Annotated in this window: 11 protein-coding genes and 2 pseudogenes; 11 read left to right on the forward strand and 2 right to left on the reverse strand. The window is 74.4% G+C overall.

Annotation, left to right across the window (positions count from 1 at the left end):
• From KMS84_RS20370 to KMS84_RS20385, 4 genes and pseudogenes are all read left to right on the forward strand, one after another.
• Positions 1–1,293, forward strand: a pseudogene (locus KMS84_RS20370) (AfsR family transcriptional regulator); the annotation flags it as partial.
• Positions 1,294–1,386: 93 nt separating this feature from the next.
• Positions 1,387–2,325 (forward strand): helix-turn-helix domain-containing protein, encoded by a 939-nt coding sequence (locus tag KMS84_RS20375; RefSeq protein ID WP_256917780.1) that lies wholly within the window; start codon positions 1,387–1,389, stop codon positions 2,323–2,325.
• 226 nt (positions 2,326–2,551) lie between these two features.
• Positions 2,552–3,520: an alpha/beta hydrolase gene (locus tag KMS84_RS20380; RefSeq protein ID WP_256917781.1), complete on the forward strand. Its 969-nt coding sequence runs from the start codon at positions 2,552–2,554 to the stop codon at positions 3,518–3,520.
• Positions 3,521–3,566: 46 nt separating this feature from the next.
• Positions 3,567–4,099: pseudogene (locus KMS84_RS20385) on the forward strand (alpha/beta fold hydrolase).
• Positions 4,100–4,277: 178 nt separating this feature from the next.
• On the opposite strand, the gene KMS84_RS20390 reads toward KMS84_RS20385, so the two are convergent.
• Positions 4,278–5,219, reverse strand: a complete 942-nt coding sequence (locus KMS84_RS20390; protein WP_256917782.1) for a TIGR01777 family oxidoreductase — start codon at positions 5,217–5,219, stop codon at positions 4,278–4,280.
• 383 nt (positions 5,220–5,602) lie between these two features.
• On the opposite strand from KMS84_RS20390, the gene KMS84_RS20395 reads away from it, so the two are divergent.
• Both KMS84_RS20395 and KMS84_RS20400 read left to right on the forward strand, forming a co-directional pair.
• Positions 5,603–7,663 carry a discoidin domain-containing protein gene (locus tag KMS84_RS20395; RefSeq protein WP_256917783.1) on the forward strand — a complete coding sequence of 687 codons (2,061 nt, stop codon included), beginning with the start codon at positions 5,603–5,605 and terminating at the stop codon, positions 7,661–7,663.
• A gap of 34 nt (positions 7,664–7,697) precedes the next feature.
• Positions 7,698–8,333, forward strand: coding sequence for a TetR/AcrR family transcriptional regulator (locus tag KMS84_RS20400; protein ID WP_256917784.1), 636 nt, complete (start codon positions 7,698–7,700; stop codon positions 8,331–8,333).
• 19 nt (positions 8,334–8,352) lie between these two features.
• Here KMS84_RS20400 and KMS84_RS20405 read toward each other — a convergent pair whose 3' ends face one another.
• A complete protein-coding gene (locus tag KMS84_RS20405) occupies positions 8,353–10,425 on the reverse strand; it encodes a SpoIIE family protein phosphatase (protein WP_256917785.1) in 2,073 nt (690 codons plus the stop codon).
• Positions 10,426–10,559: 134 nt separating this feature from the next.
• On the opposite strand from KMS84_RS20405, the gene KMS84_RS20410 reads away from it, so the two are divergent.
• The 5 genes from KMS84_RS20410 to KMS84_RS20430 all read left to right on the forward strand — a co-directional run bounded on the left by KMS84_RS20410 (position 10,560) and on the right by KMS84_RS20430 (position 18,758).
• On the forward strand, positions 10,560–13,022 hold the full coding sequence (locus tag KMS84_RS20410; protein ID WP_256917786.1) for a SpoIIE family protein phosphatase: 2,463 nt from the start codon (positions 10,560–10,562) through the stop codon (positions 13,020–13,022).
• A 129-nt stretch (positions 13,023–13,151) separates the two neighbouring features.
• On the forward strand, positions 13,152–13,955 hold the full coding sequence (locus KMS84_RS20415) for an AfsR/SARP family transcriptional regulator (RefSeq protein WP_256917787.1): 804 nt from the start codon (positions 13,152–13,154) through the stop codon (positions 13,953–13,955).
• Positions 13,952–14,872 (forward strand): amidohydrolase family protein, encoded by a 921-nt coding sequence (locus tag KMS84_RS20420; RefSeq protein ID WP_256917788.1) that lies wholly within the window; start codon positions 13,952–13,954, stop codon positions 14,870–14,872. The genes KMS84_RS20415 and KMS84_RS20420 overlap by 4 nt, the downstream gene beginning before the upstream one ends.
• Positions 14,873–14,981: 109 nt before the next feature.
• Positions 14,982–16,286: a type III PLP-dependent enzyme domain-containing protein gene (locus KMS84_RS20425; protein WP_256917789.1), complete on the forward strand. Its 1,305-nt coding sequence runs from the start codon at positions 14,982–14,984 to the stop codon at positions 16,284–16,286.
• Positions 16,287–17,063: 777 nt separating this feature from the next.
• A complete protein-coding gene (locus tag KMS84_RS20430) occupies positions 17,064–18,758 on the forward strand; it encodes a DUF8823 domain-containing protein (protein ID WP_256917790.1) in 1,695 nt (564 codons plus the stop codon).
• Positions 18,759–19,080: the final 322 nt, after the last annotated feature.

Raw genomic sequence — 19,080 nt, forward strand, 5'->3', positions numbered from 1 at the left:
CACCCGGTTCCCCCGCGCTCCCCGCGCCCCCGTCCGGCGACGGCGTCGACGTCCCGGGGCGGCGACGGTGACGGGCAGGGCGCCGCTGCTCCGGTCGCTCCCGCCCCTCCTGTCGCGCTGCCCGGCGACAGGCCCGTCGCTCGCCCCGTGGCGGCCGGGAGCGGTGCGGTCGGTGACGTCGCAGGCGGTGGCGGACGTCCCGTCGTGGGGGCCGCGGCCGGTGCGGTCCGGCCGGCCCAACTGCCCCCGGCCCTGCCGTCGTTCGTCGGTCGGAGCGCCGAGACGCGGTGGCTGGAGGGCGCCGTCGGCGCGGGCGCGGCGGTCGTGGTGGTCGGCGGCACGGCCGGCGTCGGCAAGAGCGCCCTCGTCGTGGAGTGGGCGCACCGGATCGCCGACCGCTTCCCGGACGGGCAGCTGTACGTCCCGTTGCGCGGCTTCGACCGGGCGCGGCCGCCGGTGGAGCCCGGTGAGGCATTGCGCGGGCTGCTCACCGCGCTCGGGGTCGTGCCGTCGCGCCTGCCGGCCGGCGTGGACGCCCTGGCCGGGCTGTACCGGACGCTGCTCACGGGCCGACGGGTCCTCGTGGTCCTGGACGACGCCGCCGACACCGGCCAGGTCCGTGCGCTGCTGCCGGCCGCACCGGGCTGTACGGCGTTGGTGACGAGCCGTCGGGCCCTGCCGGGGCTGGTCGTCGCGGGGGCCCGGGCGCTGTCCCTGGGGCCGCTGGACGCCGAGGACGCCCGGGCGGCGCTCGTCGCGCGGATCGGCGCGCAGCGGTCGGCCGCCGAGCCGGGAGCCGTCGACGAGATCGCCGCCCGGTGCGGCCGGTTCCCCCTGGCGCTGGCCGCCGTCGCCGCGCGCGCCGCCGGCCGACGGGACTTCCCGCTCGCCGCGCTCGCCGACGAACTGCGCGAGGCGCACGGCACCCTGGACGCCCTCCCGGCGCTCCGCGCGGCCCTGCTGGAGTCCTACCGGCGGCTGGCGCCGGACGCGGCGCGGCTGCTGCGTCTGCTGCCGCGACACGGCGAGGCGGATCCCGCCTCGGCAGTCGCGGCGGATCCCGCCCCGCCGACCGCCGCCGCTCTCCCTTCGTCGACGGCCACGGTCGTCACCCCGGCGGCGGTCGCGGATCTCGCCGGGCTGCCGGTGCGCCGGGCCCGGCTGCTGCTCGCCGCCCTGGCCGACGCCCATCTCCTCACCGAGCACGCGCCGGGCCGCTACATCCTCCCCGCTCTCGTGCGGGCCTTCGCCTCGGAACACCCCAGCGCGGGGGAAGCACCCGAGGACGTGTGAAGCGCTTTCACTTCGGTGTCACTCTTTTTGCACATCCGGCGGCCTACGGTCCACACGACATGAGCCACGGTTCCCCGGAGGCAACGGCGGAAGATGCCCACCACGAGTTCTCTCACCTGTGACAGTCCCGGCGCCTTCGACCGGCGCACGCACCACGCGCCCCTGGGCGTCGACATCGTGCGGCAGGAGAAGTCGCCCGCCCGGCTGCCCGGCGACGCGACGCCGGACGCCGCCCACCGGCTGCTCGCCCGGGAGGACGGCGAGTACCTCTTCGTCGGCCTGCGCGGGGCCGGATCCGGCGGCCGCCCCGCCGGACCTGCCGGGCCCGGGCCCGCCGGGCTGTGGCTGGCGCCCGGCGACGTCTGTTTCTACGACGTCCGGCGCGCCCCCGCCCTCGCGTTCGGCGGGCCGTTCCGGGCGACGGTGTTCGTCGTCCCGGTCGAGCTGCTGGACCTGACGGAGCACGACGTGCGCAGGATCGTCCGGACGCCAGTCGCCCGCGCCTCACGGCTCGGCGCCCTGCTGTCGCCGCTGCTGTCCGACCTCGCGCGGGCGGCCGCCGAGGCGCGCCCGCCGCTCGGCGAGTCGCTCGCCCGGAACGCGGTGAACGTGCTGTCGACGCTCGCCGCCGAGCAGTTGGGCAGGGCCGCGCCGGCGGCGCCCGGGCCCACGGGCGCGCGGCCCCCGGTGCTGGCGCGGATCCTGGAGTACGTCGAACTGCATCTGCCGGAGCCGGACCTGTGTCCCGAGGGCATCGCCCGCGCCCACCACATCTCCGTGCGCTACCTGCACAAACTGTTCCAGGACGAGGGCGCCACCGTCGGGCGGTGGATCCTGCGCCGCCGTCTGGAGGAGTGCCGGCGCGACCTGGCGCGGCACGGCCGGGGGAGCCGGACCATCGCCGCCGTCGCGGGACGGTGGGGATTCCTGAGCGCCACGCACTTCAGCCGGGTCTTCCGGACCGCCTACGGCATGTCCCCGCGCGAATGGCGGGACACCGCCGGACCGGTGCCGCGTTCCGCGCCGCACTGAGCCGCACTGAGCCGCACTGAGCCGCACCGGCGTCCGTCCGCCCGTCCGCCCGTCCGCTCGGGGGCCGGTCCGCGCCGTCCGTCCCGCGAGCGGCGCGTGCTCCCCCGGCGACCGGGTCCGTGCGCTGACGGAACACCGCCCGTGCACCGGTGGACAAAGCGTGGCAGCGTGGCAGATCTAGCGTGGCGGGGCACGACAGCGCACACCGAGAACAGCAGGAGATGCCATGTCCGACGTCGTCGAGCCGGTCACGCCGGTGCTCGAACCGGAGGCCGCGGCGTTCGCCGAGGCGACCGCCAACCCGCCCTACCTCTTCGACCTGCCTCCGGCCGAGGGACGCAAGGCCGTCGACGAGGTCCAGTCCGGCGAGGTCGACAAGCCCGAGGTCGACGAGGAGTGGATCACCGTCTCCGGCGGTCCCACGGGCAGCGTCCGCGCCCGCGTCGTCAGGCCGGCCGGCGCCCAGGGCGCTCTGCCGGTGATCCTGTACATCCACGGCGCGGGCTGGGTGTTCGGCAACGCCCACACCCACGACCGGCTGGTGCGCGAGCTCGCCGTCGGCGCCGGCGCCGCGGTCGTCTTCCCCGAGTACGACCTCTCGCCCGAGGCCCGCTACCCGGTCGCCATCGAGCAGAACTTCACCGTCGCCCGGTGGATCGTCGAGCAGGGCGCCTCCCAGGGCCTCGACGGCGGCCGGCTGGCCGTGGCCGGCGACTCCGTCGGCGGCAACATGACCGCCGCCCTCACCCTCATGGCCAAGGAGCGCGGCGGCGTCCCGCTGGTCCAGCAGGTGCTGTTCTACCCGGTGACCGACGCGAGCTTCGACACCGGCTCCTACCGCCAGTTCGCCGAGGGCTACTTCCTGCGCCGCGACGGCATGCAGTGGTTCTGGGACCAGTACACGACCGACGAGGCCGAGCGCGCCCAGATCACCGCCTCCCCGCTGCGCGCCACCGCCGAGCAGCTCGCGGGCCTGCCGCCGGCGCTGATCATCACCGGCGAGGCCGACGTGCTGCGCGACGAGGGCGAGGCGTACGCGAACAAGCTGCGCGCGGCCGGTGTGCCGGTCACCGCCGTGCGGTTCCAGGGGATCATCCACGACTTCGTGATGCTGAACGCCCTGCGCCCGACCCACGCCGCCGAGGCCGCCATCACCCTGGCCGTCGGCGCCCTGCGCGACGCCCTGCACGTCTGAGCCCTCGGGAGAGAGAGCACCCCTCACCGCCGTCCCCGCCGTCGTCCTGGCCCACGGCGCGTTCGCCGACGCGGGCAGCCGGTCCGGCGTCATCGCCGACCTGCGGGAGCGGGGCGCCAGGTGGTCCGGGTGGGCCACTCCTGCGGCACCGCCGTCATCACCGTGGCCGGCGCCGCGGAGGACGTCGTCGGTCTCGTCCACCTCGTCGCCCACGTGCTGGAGGAGGGCGAGAGCCTCGGCGAGTTGCAGGGCCGCTTCCCGCTCTCGCCGCCGGCCGGGAGCCTCCGCGGTGGACGTACCCGGTGCCGGGCGGAGACCGGGCGGTCGAGGTGACGAGCGCCGAGGACGCCTCCCCGTCGGTGTTCGCCGCCGACGTGCCCGCGACCGCGGCGGCCTGGCGGACCGAGCCGTCGTGGGCGCTGGTCGCCGGAGCGGACGAGGCGATCGACCCCGAGGCGGAGCGCTTCGGCGCCCGGGGCGACGGTCGTCGAGCTCGACGGCGCGTCGCACGCGGTGGCCCTGTCCCGGCCGAAGGCCGTCGCCGACCTGGTCGGCGACGCGGTGCGCGCGACGAGCTGACGAACCGGCAGCCGTGGGACGGCCGAGCCGTGGGACGGCCGCGCGGACGTGACCCCTGTGCACGTCCGCGCGGCCGCGCACGGCCGCCGGGTCCACGGCGGTCGTGCGGTCCGTGCCCCCGGCGGTCCCGGGCCCTCGGACGGCCCTGGGCGTCGCCCCGGGCCCGTGTCGTCCGCCGTCAGCGGGCGCGCACCCGCCGGACGAGGTCGGCCGCCGCGTCCGGCCACTCGGGGCGCTCGAAGGCGAAGCCGGCGTCGAGCAGCCGGCCGGGGACGACGCGCCGGCTCTTGAGGAGCAGCTCGGTGTCCGAGCGCAGGGCGAAGGCGCCGAGCTCGGCCATCCACCGGGTCGCGGGCAGGCCTGCCCGGACGCCCCACGCCTCGCGCAGCGCGCGCATGAAGGCGCGGTGCGGCAGGGGCGAGGGGGCGGCGAGGTTCACCGGCCCGTCCAGGTCGTCGCGGGCGACGAGGAACTCGACGGCGCGGACGAAGTCGTCGTCGTGGATCCACGAGACGTACTGCGCGCCGCCCGCGACCGGGCCGCCCAGTCCGAGCCGGGCCAGCCGCAGCAGGACGTCGAACACCCCGCCCCGGTCCGGGCTCATCACCATCGCGGACCGCAGCGCCACCTTGCGGGTGCCCGGGGTGTCGGCCCTCTCCTGCTCCCGCTCCCACGCCCGCGCGATGTCGACGCTGTAGCCCCAGTACGCCGGGACGCCGGGCTCGTCGCCGCCGATCACGCCGGTGGCCTCGTCGTTGGGGGCGTCGAACCGGTGGGCGTAGACGGTGGCGGTGCTCATCTGGAGCCAGACCTTCGGCGGCCGCGCGGCCGCGGCGATCGCCTCGCCCACGACCCGCGCCGAGTCCACCCGCGAGTCCATCATCGCCTTGAGGTTGACGGGCGTGTAGCGGCAGCTGACGCTGCGGCCGGCCAGGTTGACGACGGCGTCGCTGCCGTCGACCGCCTCGGTCCAGGGGCCGGGCGTCCTGCCGTCCCACAGGATCTCGCCGTGGCCCGCGGGCCGCCGGCTCAGCACCACGACCTCGTGTCCGGCCGCGGTCAGCGCACGGCGCAGAACGGTCCCCACCTGCCCGGTTCCCCCGGGCAGCACGATCTTCACGAGAAGGCCCCCTCTCTGTCGCACAGGACCCTACCCCTTATTTGAACGTGTTCAAAACATGCGGGTGGGCGACATCCCGGCGGCTCCGTGTTCCGGCCCTGAGGTGAGCGGGCGCCTCGCCGGCGCCGTGCGGATCGCGAGGGCGTCCGGGAGCCGGCCGACGCCCGCGCGGAGGGCGTTCGCCGGTCGGCGGCGTCAACCGGCGGGCGGAGCAGGGGGATTGGTCCCGGCCCGGGGTCATCAGGTCAAGCGTCCCGGACCCTTGACTCGAAGGGAGTCTGTCGCGATCCTCGTCCCACTATCTTGCGCCGGTCATGACAACTGGAGGGCGGGCGGAACGCCCCCGTCGACCGCGCCTGCACCCCGACCGAAGGACGTGGGCCGTGACCGTGACCGGACGCCCGTACCGCAGACGCCGAGACGCCACCGTCGTCTCGCTCCTCCTCCTCGTGCTCGCGGCGGTCCTCGGCCCCACGCCCAGCTCGGCGGCCGGCTCGGACTGGTGGACGCCGACGGCCAGGCCGAATCCCGACTCGCAGATCGGCGTCACCGGCGAACCGTTCACCGGGACCGACTCCGCAGGCGACGTGCGCGGGTTCGTCGACGCCCACAACCACCTGTTCTCCAACGAGGCCTTCGGCGGACGCCTGATCTGCGGGAAGGTCTTCTCCGAGGCCGGCATCGCCGACGCGCTCAAGGACTGTCCCGAGCACTACCCGGACGGCACCCTCGCGATCTTCGACTACATCACCCACGGCGGCGACGGCAAGCACGACCCGACCGGCTGGCCGACGTTCAAGGACTGGCCGGCCTACGACTCCATGACCCACCAGGCGAACTACTACGCCTGGGTCGAGCGGGCCTGGCGCGGCGGACAGCGGGTGCTCGTCAACGACCTCGTCACCAACGGCATGATCTGCTCCGTCTACCCCTTCAAGGACCGCAGCTGCGACGAGATGACCTCGATCCGGTTGCAGGCGAAGCTGGCCTACGACCTCCAGGCCTACGTCGACAAGCAGTACGGCGGCGCCGGAAAGGGCTGGTTCCGCATCGTCCTCGACAGCGCCCAGGCCCGCGACGTCATCAAGCAGGGCAAGCTCGCCGTCGTCCTGGGCGTCGAGACCTCCGAGCCGTTCGGCTGCAAGCAGATCCTCGACATCGCGCAGTGCAGCAGGTCCGACATCGACAAGGGACTGGACGAGCTGTACTCCCTGGGCGTGCGCAGCATGTTCCTGTGCCACAAGTTCGACAACGCGCTGTGCGGCGTCCGCTTCGACGAGGGCGGCCTCGGGACGGCCATCAACGTCGGCCAGTTCCTGTCGACGGGCACCTTCTGGAAGACCGAGAAGTGCACCGGTCCGCAGCACGACAACCCCATCGGCACCGCCGCCTCCAAGGCGGAGGCGGACCTGCCCGCGGGCACCCGCGTCCCGTCCTACGACGCCGACGCGCAGTGCAACACCCGCGGCCTCACCGCGCTCGGCGAGTACGCGGCGCGCGGCATGATGAAACGCAAGATGATGCTGGAGATCGACCACATGAGCGTCAAGGCCGTCGGCCGGGTGCTCGACATCCTCCAGGCCGCGTCCTACCCGGGCGTCATCTCCTCGCACAGCTGGATGGACCTGGACTGGACCGAGCGGGTCTACGGCCTCGGCGGCTTCGTCGCCCAGTACATGCACGGCTCGCAGGGGTTCGTCGCGGAGGCGCAGCGCACCAAGGCGCTGCGGGACAAGTACGGCGTCGGCTACGGCTACGGCACCGACTTCAACGGCATCGGCGACCACCCCGCCCCGCGCGGCGCCGACGCGGCGGACAAGGTGACCTACCCGTTCCGCAGCGCCGACGGCGGCTCCGTCGTCGACCGGCTGACGACCGGCTCGCGCACCTTCGACGTCAACACCGACGGCGCCGCCCACGTCGGCATGATCCCGGACTGGATCGAGGACATCCGCCGCGTCGGCGGCCAGGACGTGGTGAAGGACCTGCTGCGGGGCGCCGAGTCCTACCTCGACACCTGGGGCGCCTCCGAGCGGCACCAGGCGGGGACCAACCTCGCCAAGGGGGCCGCGGCGACGGCCAGTTCGTCGGAGTCCAACCCGTTCACCAGCTACCGGCCGGACCGGGCGGTGGACGGCGACACGGACACCCGCTGGGCCAGCGACTGGAGCGACGACCAGTGGCTGAGCATCGACCTGGGCGCCACCAACCTCGTCAAGCGCGTCACCCTCGACTGGGAGCGCGCGTACGGCAAGGCCTACCGCATCGAGCTCTCCACCGACGGGACGAACTGGCAGACCGCCTGGTCCACCGCGTCGGGCGACGGCGGCCTCGACACGGCCTCCTTCACCGGCACGCCGGCCCGCTACGTCCGGGTGCACGGTCTGAGCCGCGGCACCGACTGGGGATACTCCCTGCACGAGGTGGGCGTCTACAGCAGCTGACGGCCGCCGCACGACGAACGCGAAGGACACGCTCATGGCACGGATGCCGTCGGCCGAACGGCGCCGTCAGCTGACCGAAGCGGCGATCAGGGTCATGACCCGGGACGGCGTCGCCAAGACGACGACCCGGGCGATCGCCGCCGAGGCGGGCGTGTCCCTCAGCGTCTTCCACTACTGCTTCGACTCCAAGCAGGCCCTGGTGGAGTCCGTCATCACCACCATCACCGACCACTCCGTGACCCTGGTCGAGGAGGCCCTGCGCCCCAGGGCCACCCTCGAGGACACCGTCAGGGCCGGCTTCCGGGCCTACTGGGACCATGTGCGCGCGCACCCCGACGAGCACATGCTGACCTACGAACTCACCCAGTACGCCCTGCGCCAGCCCGGGTTCGAGCACCTGGCGCGCCGTCAGCACGAGATGTACGGCGAGGCCTACACCGACCTCATCGAACAGCTCCGCGCCGGCATGGACCTCGAACTGCGGGTGCCCGTCACCGTGCTCGCCCGCTACCTGGCCGCGATGACCGACGGCCTGACCCTCAACTACCTCGTGCTCGGCGAGGAGGCCGCCTGGACCGGCGTCCTGGACACGGTCACCGCGCACATCGCCTCCCTCGTGCTGGCCGACGGGCCGGCCGGGGCGTCGCCGCCGGAGGAGGCGCCTCGGTGAACGGCCGGCCACGGCTCCCTCAGGAAGCCGTGGCCCGGGCCACGAGCAGGGCGACGTCGTCGTGGTCCTCGGGGTGGCGCAGACCGTACAGCAGCAGGTCGCAGATCTCCTCCAGCGCACGTTCCGGCTCGTCCAGGAAGCTCAGCAGGACCTCCAGCCGGTCGTCGATGGAGTGGTGGCGGGTCTCGACGAGGCCGTCCGTGTAGAGGACCAGCAGGTCGCCGGGGGAGAGTTCGGTCGTCGTGGCCTCGAAGGGCACGCCGCCCACGCCCAGCGGGGCCCCGGCGGGCAGGTCGAGCAGCCGGGGGCGCCGGCCGGGACGGGCCAGCGCGGGCGGCATGTGCCCGGCGTTCGCCACGAGACACTGCCCGGACCGGGGATCGAACACGGCGTACAGACACGTGACGATGTAGTGCTCCAGATCGCAGGTGATCTTGTCCAGGTGCTGGAGCACGGCGGCGGGCTCCAGGTCGAGGTCCGCGTAGGCGCAGGTGGCGGTGCGCAGCCGGCCCATGGTGGCGGCCGCGTCGATCCCGTTGCCCATCACGTCGCCGACGACCAGCGCCGTCTTGTCGTCGTCCAGCGGGATGACGTCGTACCAGTCGCCGCCCACCTCGCTGGTGGCCTGGGCGGGCTGGTAGCGCGAGGCCAGCTCGAGACCGGTGTGGCAGGGCGCGTGGTCGGGCAGCAGACTGCGCTGGAGGGTGAGCGCGGTGTTGCGCACGCTCTGGAACCAGCGGGCGTTGTCGATGGCCACGGCGGCCCGGCCGGCCAGCTCCGCCGCGAGGATCACGTCGTCCTCGTCGAACGGCAGCGGGTTGCGGGTGCGTTTGAGGTCGAGCGCGCCGAGCACCTCGCCGTGCGCGATCAACGGCACCGCGAGGTAGGAGTGGACGCCGGCCCGGGCCAGCAGCGCGCCGGCCTCGGCGTCCCGGGCGATCCGGGGCAGGTCGCGCTCGCCCACGTGCCGCACCAGGACCGGGCGTCCGGTGTGCACGCACAGGGTGACCAGCCGGTCCCCGTCGTAGGCGGCGAGATCGCCGGGGGAGTCGGCGGCGCGCACCGCCACGGTGGGATGGCCCGCCTTGAGGGCGAGCGCCCGGAACAGCTCCGGGCCGTTGTCCGGGCGGCGCGAACGACGGCAGGCCAGGGCGGAGTCCAGGACGTCCACGGCGACGACGTCGGCGAGCTGGGGGACGGCGATCTCGGCCAGTTCATGGGCGGTCCGCTCCACCTCCAGCGTGGTGCCGACCCGCGTGGACGCCTCCGCGATGAGGGCCAGGCGGCGGCGGGCCCGGTCGGCCTCGGCGGCCGCACGGTGTCGCTCGGTCACGTCGACCACCGAGGCGGCCGCCCCCAGCACCCGCCCGCCGGGGTCCTCCAGCCGGTAGAACGACAGCGACCAGGCGTGCTCGTGGTCGGGGTCGGTCGGCGGACGGCCCACGTGGTACTGGTCGAGCAGCGGCGTGCCGGTGGTGAGCACCTGACGCAGCGCGGACTCGATGGTCTCCACGTCCGGCAGCAGCAGGGTCTCGCCCAGGAGACGGCCCACGTGGTCCTCGGCGGGGACGCCGTCGATCGTCGCGAGAGCGGGGTTCACCAGGAGATAACGCAGGTCGGGGTCGAGCAGGGCCAGCCCGATCGGGGACTGGTTGATCAGCCGCTCGCACAGGGCGAGGTCGGTCTCCACCCGCTGGAGCAGGGTGTGGTCGGCGGCGATGCCCAGGGCGTACACGTCACCGAGGTCGTCCTGGAGCCGCATGTTGCGGAACTCCATCAGACGGGTGCTGCCGTCCTTGTGCCGGATGGGGAAGGCGCCCGCCCAGCCGCGGCCGGTCTCCAGCACCTCCGCGAACAGCTTCGCCACGGCCTTGAGGTGCTCGGGGTGGATGAACAGCCGTGCCGCGTACTTGCCCAGCGCCTCCTCGGCGGTGTAGCCGATCAGCTCCTCGGCCTGCGGGGTCCAGAACACGATGCGCCCGTCGGCGTCGACGACCATCGCGGAGACGCTCAGCACGTCGAGCAGTCCGGTGGGCGGGGGCGTCTGCGGACGGTACACGTCGCCGTCGGAGCGAACGGGGTCGGATGTCATCGGATCCTCCTCCAGCCCTTCCATGCTGCCTCCCGCGCGGCGCGGGCGGAAGCCGGGCGGGCCGCGACCGCGACCGCCCGGCGCCGTGCGCAACGGGCGGACTAGCAGGACCATGGTCGTGTGGAGGACGGCCCATGGATTCTGCGCGAGAAGCTTCCGAGGTCCCGACGCCCGCAGGTCCAGGCGATCTCCTGGACGCGTCCACCGACGCGGCGGCGATCCTCTCCGGGGACGGCGTGGTGACCGGCTGGACGCGGCAGGCCGAGGAGCTCCTCGGCAGGGCGGCCCCGGACGTCGTCGGCCGGTCCGCCGCGGAGCTCGTGGCCATGCCCCGCGACCCGGCCCGGGTGGCCGCCGTCGCGGAGCGCTGCCGGGCCGGCATGGGGTGGAGCGGCGTCGTCTCCCTGCGCCACGGTGACGGCCGCGCCCTCGAAGCGGACCTGCGGGTGTCCGCGTCCTTCCGCATCGGCGCGACCGAGTGCTTCCTGGTCTCGGCCCGCGAGCGGAGCCGCCGGTGGGCGGTCGGCCAGTCCGTCCTCGACGGGTTCCTGACCCGCTCCCCGGTCGGCATGGCGGTCATGGACCTGGAGCTGCGCTACGTGTGGCTCAACGACACGCTGGAACGCTTCGGCGGCGTGCCCCGCGCACAGCGGCTGGGACGCCGGCTCAGCGAACTGCTGCCCGGTCTGCAGGCGGTCGCCCTCGAGAAGCTCATGCACAAGGTCCTGGAGACCGGCGAACCGGTCACCGACTACGAGTACCTCGGCTGGAGCTGGGCCGACCCCCACCGCCGGCACGCCTACTCCACCTCCTTCTTCCCGCTGGAGGGCGCGGACGGCTGTGTCACCGGGGTCTGCTACATGGTCCAGGACGTCACCGAACGATGGTCGGCCCGCCGGCTGCTGTCGCTGGTCAACGAGGCGGGGACCCGCGTCGGCACCACGCTCGACGTGATGCGCACGGCCCAGGAACTCGCCGACTTCTGCGTCCCGCGCTTCGCCGACTTCGTCATCGTCGACCTCCTGGAGCCCGTCCTCAGCACGGAGGGGCACGGCGCCTGGCTCACCGACGCCGGACCGCCGCGCGACCGGCCGGTGATGCGCCGGGCCGGCATGACCTCGGTGCGCGAGGGCTGCCCCGAGGCCGTCGCGCGCGTCGGGGACCGGGTGGACTTCGTCCCTCCGCCGCACGGCGCGAACCTGCTCATCGACGGCGAGCCGATCCTCATCCCCGTGCTGGACGGGTCCGACGCGCTGTGGACGGCCGAGCAGCCGGAGCGGGCGGCGAACATCGAGGCGTTCGGGCTCCACTCGCTCATCTCGGTGCCGATGCGGGCCCGCAACACCGCCCTGGGCCTCGCCACCTTCGTCCGGTCGCTCAACCCCGTCCCCTTCCAGCCCGACGACGTGCTGCTCGCCCGTGAGCTGGTGGCGCGGGCCGCGCTGTGCGTCGACAACGCCCGCCGGTACACCAGGGAGCACACCGCGGCCGTCACCCTGCAACGCAGCCTGCTCCCGCACGCCCTGGTCGGCGGCACGGCGCTGGAGGTGGCCTCCACCTACCTCCCGGCCGACCCCACGGACGGGGTCGGCGGCGACTGGTTCGACGTGATCCCGCTGTCGGGGGCACGCGTCGGCCTCGTGGTCGGCGACGTGGTGGGGCACGGCATCGCCGCCGCGGCCAGCATGGGACGGCTGCGCACGGCGGTGCAGACCCTCGCCGACATGGAGATGCCCCCGGACGAACTCCTCGCCCACCTCGACGACCTGGTCCTGCGGCTCGGCGCGGAGCGCACCGACGACGCCACGGCTCCGCAGGGCTCGACCGGCTTCCTCGGGGCGACCTGTCTGTACGCCGTCTACGACCCCGTCACCCGCCGGTGCACGATGGCCCGCGCCGGGCACCCGCCCCCGGTCGTCGTCACCCCCGACGGACGCGTGTCCTACCCCGAGCCGCCCGCCGGGCCGCCCCTGGGACTCGGCGGCATGGCGTTCGAGGCCGCCGAGATCGAGCTCGCCGAGAACAGTCTGATCGGCCTCTACACCAACGGCCTCATCGGCGGCGCCGATCAGGACATGGAGCACGGCATGGCCCTGCTCGGCGAGGCCCTCGCCGGGTCCCACGCGGACCTCGACGCCCTGTGCACGTCCGCGGTGCGCCGGCTGGTTCCCCTGCCCCGGTCCGACGACATCGCGCTGCTGCTGGCCCGCACCCACGCCCTGGGTCCCGACCGCGTCGTCTCCTGGGACGTGCCCGCCGACCCGGCCGCCGTCGCCGACGTCCGGGCCCGCGCGACCCGGCAGGTGGAGGCCTGGGGGCTGGGCGACCTGGCCATGACCTCCGAACTCATCGTGAGCGAGCTCGTGACCAACGCGGTCCGCTACGCCACCCCGCCGATCCGGCTGCGGCTCCTCTGCGACGCCCGGCTGACCTGCGAGGTCGCCGACTCCAGCAGCACCGCGCCGCGGCTGCGCCACGCCCGTATCACCGACGAGGGGGGCCGCGGACTGTTCCTGGTGGCCCAGCTCGCCCACCGCTGGGGCGCCCGGTACACGGCCGACGGAAAGATCATCTGGGCCGAGCAGGAGATCCCCTGAGCCACGGCGGACCGGGGACCCCGGGCACGCGGTTGCCGCACCCGGGGGAGGGGCCGACACTGGTGACGGAGGCCTCCTCGACCCACGTCGCACGCCGCCCCCCGCCGGCGCAACACCACGGAGGATCAGTTGGCGTCTCCGCCCCGGTTGCGGTTGCTCGGCGAGTTCCGGCTGGAACTGGCCGACGGGACCGCCGAACCGTGCCGCAACGGCCAGCGTCTCCTGGCCTTCATGGCACTGCGCCGCAGGGCGACCCGTACCGTCCTCGCCGGCACCCTGTGGCCCGAGGTCACCGAGGAGCACGCCCGGGGCAGCCTGCGCACGGCCCTGTGGAAGCTGCCCCGCGAGGAGCCGCCCCTGGTCGACTGCCGGGGGGACTCCCTCCGGATCGCCCCCGGCCTGTGCGTGGACGTCCACCTCCTCGTCCGGACGGCGCTCGCCGTGGTGCGCGGCTGCGGCCCGCCGCCCGACGTCCTGTCCCCGCTGGACCCCCTGCTCGGCGAGGACCTGCTGCCGGGCTGGGACGAGGAGTGGGTCCTCGTCGAGCGCGAACGGCTGCGGCAACTGCGGCTGCACGCGCTCGACGCGGTCGCCGAGGCGCTGATCCGGCAGAACCGGCCCGCCCTGGCACTGGAGGCGGCCTGGGCGAGCGTGCGCGCCGAGCCGCTGCGCGAGAGCGCCCACCGGGCCGTCGTCTCGGCGCATCTCGCCGAGGGCAACCTCAGCGAGGCGCTACGCCACTACCGCGCGTTCCGCCGACTGCTGCGCGAGGAGCTCGGCGTCGAACCCTCGCCCCGGTTCACCCGCATGCTTCCCGAACGGCTGCCCACCGGCACCACGGCGACCGCTTCGGCCAGTGACGCATCCCTCACCGGCCCCTGGCGCCGGGGAGTGGACCCGCCGCCCGGGCCGGGCCGATCGTGGACGCCATGAACGATCACCCCACGACCACCGCCGCCCCCGACCACCGTGCCGGCGCGGAGGCGTCCGAGGTCCGGCGGTTCTGGGGCCGGCTCGGCCTGCCCGGACTCGTCGACGTCCACACGCACTTCATGCCCGAACGCGTCCTGAGCAAGGTGTGGGAGTACTTCGACGGGCTCGGACCGCTGACCGGCGGTCTCGCCTGGCCGATCACCTACCGCGAGGCGGAGGCGGAACGGGCCGCGCTGCTGCGGGAGTTCGGGGTGCGCGCGTTCACCTCGATGCTCTACCCGCACAAGCCGGGCATGGCCCGCTGGCTCAACGGCTGGGCCGTCGACTTCGCCCGCCGCACCCCCGACTGCCTGCACACCGCCACCCTCTACCCCGAGCCGGGAGTCGAGACCTACGTCCGCGAGGCCGTCGAGGCGGGCGCCCGCGTCCTCAAGGCCCACGTGCAGGTGGGCGCGTACGACCCCGCCGACGAACTCCTCGACCCGGCTTGGGGGTTGCTGGCCGATGCGGGGGTCCCCGTGGTGATCCACTGCGGCTCCGGGCCCGCGCCCGGCAAACACACCGGCCCGGAGCCGATCGCCCGGGTGCTGGCACGCCACCCCCGACTGCGCCTGATCGTCGCGCACATGGGGATGCCCGAGTACGAGGAGTTCCTCGACCTCGCCGAGCGGTACCCGGAGGTGCGCCTGGACACGACCATGACCTTCACCGACTTCGCCGAGCGGCTCGCGCCGTTTCCCACCCGCGCCCTGCCCCGGCTGACCGCGCTCGGCGACCGCATCCTGCTCGGCTCCGACTTCCCCAACCTCCCCTACCCCTACCTCCGCCAGCTCGAGGCCCTGGAGCGGCTGGACCTCGGACAGGAGTGGCTGCGGGCGGTGTGCCACGACAACGGAGCCCGGCTCTTCGGCCTGTGAGAGCGCGGCGGCGCGACGGCCGGGAACCGCTTCCGCCGAGGGCAGCCGGACCGGTCGGCCCCCGCTCGAGCGCACGAGCCCCCGAGCCCGCGACGAGAAGGCGCAGCCCATGACGCACGCGAACACCTCCGCCGCCCGACGACGCGAGAGCATCCTGCGCGCAGCCGTCCGGCAGGGGCTCCTCGGCCCCGACCACGCCGTCCTGGCCGCGTTCGTCGACCTCGACGGCGTCGCCGCGAGCGTGCGGGCGCTGCACACGGCGTTCCCCGACTCCGTGAGCGTCCTGCACACCTTCGCGGCGAAGGCGAACTGCCTGGTCCCCGTGCTGAGGGAACTGCGCGCCCTCGGCATGGGCTGCGAGGCCGCCGGCGCGGGCGAACTCGCCCAGGCCCTGGCCGCCGGGTTCGCCCCGGACCACATCGTCCTCGACTCCCCGGCCAAGACGCGCGCGGAGCTGGCGCGCGCACTGGAGCTGGGAGTGGCGGTGAACGCCGACAGCTTCCAGGAACTCGACCGCATCGAGGGGATCCTCACGCGCCGCCCCTCCTCCTCCCGGATCGGCGTGCGCCTCAACCCCCAGGTCGGAGGCGGGGACATCGCGGCGATGAGCACGGCGACCGCGACGTCCAAGTTCGGCGTCGCGCTGGACGACGACGGAAACCGCCGTCGCCTCCTCGACGCCTACCGCGCCCGTCCCTGGCTGACGTGGGTCCACGCGCACGTCGGCTCGCAGGGCTGCTCCCTGGACCTGATGGCCGAGGGCGTCGCCAGGGCCGTGGACTTCGCCGACGAGGTCGGGCGCACGCTCGGCCGCCCGGTGACCGGCATCGACATCGGCGGCGGGCTCCCCGTCGACTTCGAGGGCGACGACCCCCCTCCCGGCTTCGACGCCTACGTGCGGCGCCTCCAGGACCGCGTGCCGCGCCTGTTCGGCGGCGCGTACCGGATCGTCACCGAGTTCGGCCGGTCCCTCCTCGCCAAGAACGGGTTCACGGCCGCCCTGGTGGAGTACACCAAGACCTCCGGCGGACGCCGCGTCGCGATCACCCACGCCGGCGCCCAGGTGGCCGCCCGCACGGTGTTCATGCCGTCCGCCTGGCCCCTGCGGATCACCGCCCACGGACCCGACGGCGGCCCCAGGACGGGCGAGCCGGTGCCCCAGGACATCGCCGGCCCCTGCTGCTTCGCCGGCGACCTGCTCGCCTCGGCGCGCCCCCTGCCGCCGCTCGCGCCCGGCGACATCGTCGCCCTCCTCGACACGGGCGCGTACTACTCCTCCACCCCCTTCCACTACAACAGCCTCCCCGACCCCGCCGTCCACGGGGTGCGCGTCGGCCCCGGGGGCGAGGTCGTCTTCGAGCCGCTGCGACGCGCGGAGACCCTCGACGACGTCCTCGCCCGCACGGGAGGCTGACCCGGTCGCGGGTCGCCGAAAGGTGGTGCCGCCCGCGGCAGCTTCACGGACGTGGGCAGCACCACCGGTCCCGTGCGGTCCTGCGCGCCGCGCACCCCGGCCGACGCGCACTCCCGCATGCCCCGCGCGCAACGGCCGAGGGCCCGGCGGACCCCCGCGGGGCCCGCTGCCGGTGCACGCCTGCGCCCACGGTAGGCGGCCGGACCGCCGTCGCGGGGGCGGGAGCCACCGCGTCACGACTTCGTAAGACTCCCGGCGACCTGCGCCGGACCGGGGGGCCCGATGCGTCGGCGACCGGCTCACCAGCGGGTTCTTGTCTGCCGACGGTATCGCCTTGCATGAGGCTGACCTGTGGAAATAGCCTCTGCTGAAGCCGGTGGAGGGTTGCCGGCCCGGGAAGGTCCGGAACACCGGCTCAGGCGCGCTCCGGCCGGTGTCCGTAGACCGCTTGGGTACGAGGCCCCAGTCCGGATCCTCCATCGATTGCGGAGCGGTTCAGTGCATGATGTCGGCCTCCTGGTGCTGGCGCTGTCAGCGGGTTGCGCGGTACGCGCGGCGTGGTCCAACGCTCACGCCGCCGCAGCGGGCGGGAGACGCACCGACACCGGCCGGCCGCGTGAAGAACCCGGCCTGAGGCGCCCGTGGGGCGCACGGGCACGACGGACGGAGGAAGCCGGGCTGTGACGCCCGCGCGGGTCCGCGAGTTCCCGGAGGCCTCAGGGCCACGGATTCCTCGGCGGACCCGTCAAGCGTCCGTACCGCACCGGGAAAGTCGATATGTCCGTACAGTCCTCCACTCTGGCGGTCCCCGCCGCACGGCAACGCCCGCCCTTCGCACCGGCGCTGCGCCGGCCGCGCAGACCGCGCTGGTCGTTCGCGTCGGCGAGACACCGCGTCCCGCTCCTCGCCGTCGCCGCCGTCCTCCCGCTGTACTGGGGGTGGGACGCGTTCCTCGCCACGGGCGGCGGTGACCTCGCCGCGCAGTACGCGTGGGCGGGATTCGTGGGCAGGCACCCGGACACGCCGTACGGGCTCTTCTGGTTCGGCGGCACCCACACCGTCAACTACAGCGTCATATCGCCCCATTTGATGGCACTCATCGGCGTTCGCGCCGTCTCCGTGCTGTCCGGGATCAGCGCCACGTGGATGCTCGCCGTGCTGCTGGAGCGCACCGTCGCGCGGGTGTCGCTGGCTCCCGCGCTGGTGGGCGCGCTGGCCCTCTGGTACAACGTCGTGCTCGGCCGCACCACCTTCGCCCTCGGCCTGGCCTTCGCGCTCGCGGGCCTGCTCGCCGTCGCGGACCGCGCCCCGCGGCCCGCCCGGCTCGCCGCCGCCGCGCTCGGGGCGCTGTTCGCGACCATGGGCAGCCCGGTGGCCGGGCTCTTCCTGCTGGTGGCGGGCGCCGGATACCTGTTCGACCGGCAGTTCGGCAAGGCTCTCGCCCTGGTCGTCCCCCCGGTCGTCGTCGTGGGCCTGACCACGCTGCTGTTCCCCTTCCAGGGCGAACAGCCCATGGCGGCGGGCCGCATGATCCTGCCCGTGCTGCTGTCCGCCGCCGTGCTGTGGGCCTGCCCGCGGGAATGGCGGGTGGTGCGGGCGAGCGGGGCCCTGTACGCCGCCGGAGTCGTCCTCACCTGGGTCATCCCCTCGCCGATCGGCAACAACGTGGAGCGGCTCGCCCTGCTCTTCGCCCCGGCGGTGCTGCTCGCCGCCGCACTGCACCGCCGCTCCCGCCGCCTGCGCAACGGCGTCCGCCGCTCCCGCATGCGCGCGATGGCCGTGGTGACCGCCCTGTCCGTCTCCTATCTCTGCGTCACGTCGCTGATGCATCTGCGCGGCCCGGACCCCGTTCCCGGCTGGGTGACGCACACCGAGGGAGTGCTCGCTGCCCTCGACCGGCTCGGCGCGAACCGCGGCCGGGTCGAGTTGCCGACGGACGTCGACCACCGCGGGGCCACCCTCCTCGGCCCGCACGTCGAGCTGATGCGGGGCTGGAACCAGCAGCTGGACGTGGAACGGGGACGGCTGTTCTACGAGGGGAACCTCGACGGCCCGCGCTACCACGCCTGGCTGCGCTACTGGGCGGTGGGCTTCGTCGTCCTGCACGACGGCACACCCGACCGGTCCGCGGTACAGGAGACCGCTCTGATCAAGCAGGGCCAGGACTGGCTGGAACCCGTCTGGCAGGACCGCTACTGGAAGATCTACCGGGTCCGCGACACCCTGCCGCTGGTCTCCGCCCCGGCCGAGTTGCAGCACGCGGGAGAGGCGGAGCTCAAGCTGAGGATGCCGCGCGCCGGGACGACCACGGTGCGGATCGAGTACTCGCCGTGGCTGCGGGCCGAGGGAGCGTGCGTCAGCGCGGAGGGCCAGTGGACCCGGCTCACCGTGCCCCGGGCGGGCGTGTACCGGCTGACGTCCGACTACGCCGGCGGCCCCGTGGACGAGCGCGGCTGCTGGCTGGGCGACTGAGGGGCGCCCGCGAGGCGCCCGGCCCCCGCGCCCGCCTCCTGCCGGCCCGGGGGCCTTCCGCCTTCCGCGCCCCACGCGGCGCAGGAGTGCCGTGCGGCGGCCGTCCGGGCGGCGAGGCGATGGTCCACTGGCGGCAGCGGGGCGACGTGCCTTACATCCCGGCACCCCGACGTCCTGCCGCGCCTGCGCGATGCCGCGCCGCCGGAACGCCGGGATGCCGAACGCCGCGACCCTGCGATGCCGAACGCCGCGATGCCGGAGCGGCGGCCCGTCCGGCGGCCGTCGGGGCGCGAGTCCGGTGGTCCGGGCGGGGCGCCGGCCG

This window comes from Streptomyces hilarionis, assembly GCF_024539675.1.
Lineage (GTDB): Bacteria > Actinomycetota > Actinomycetes > Streptomycetales > Streptomycetaceae > Streptomyces > Streptomyces hilarionis.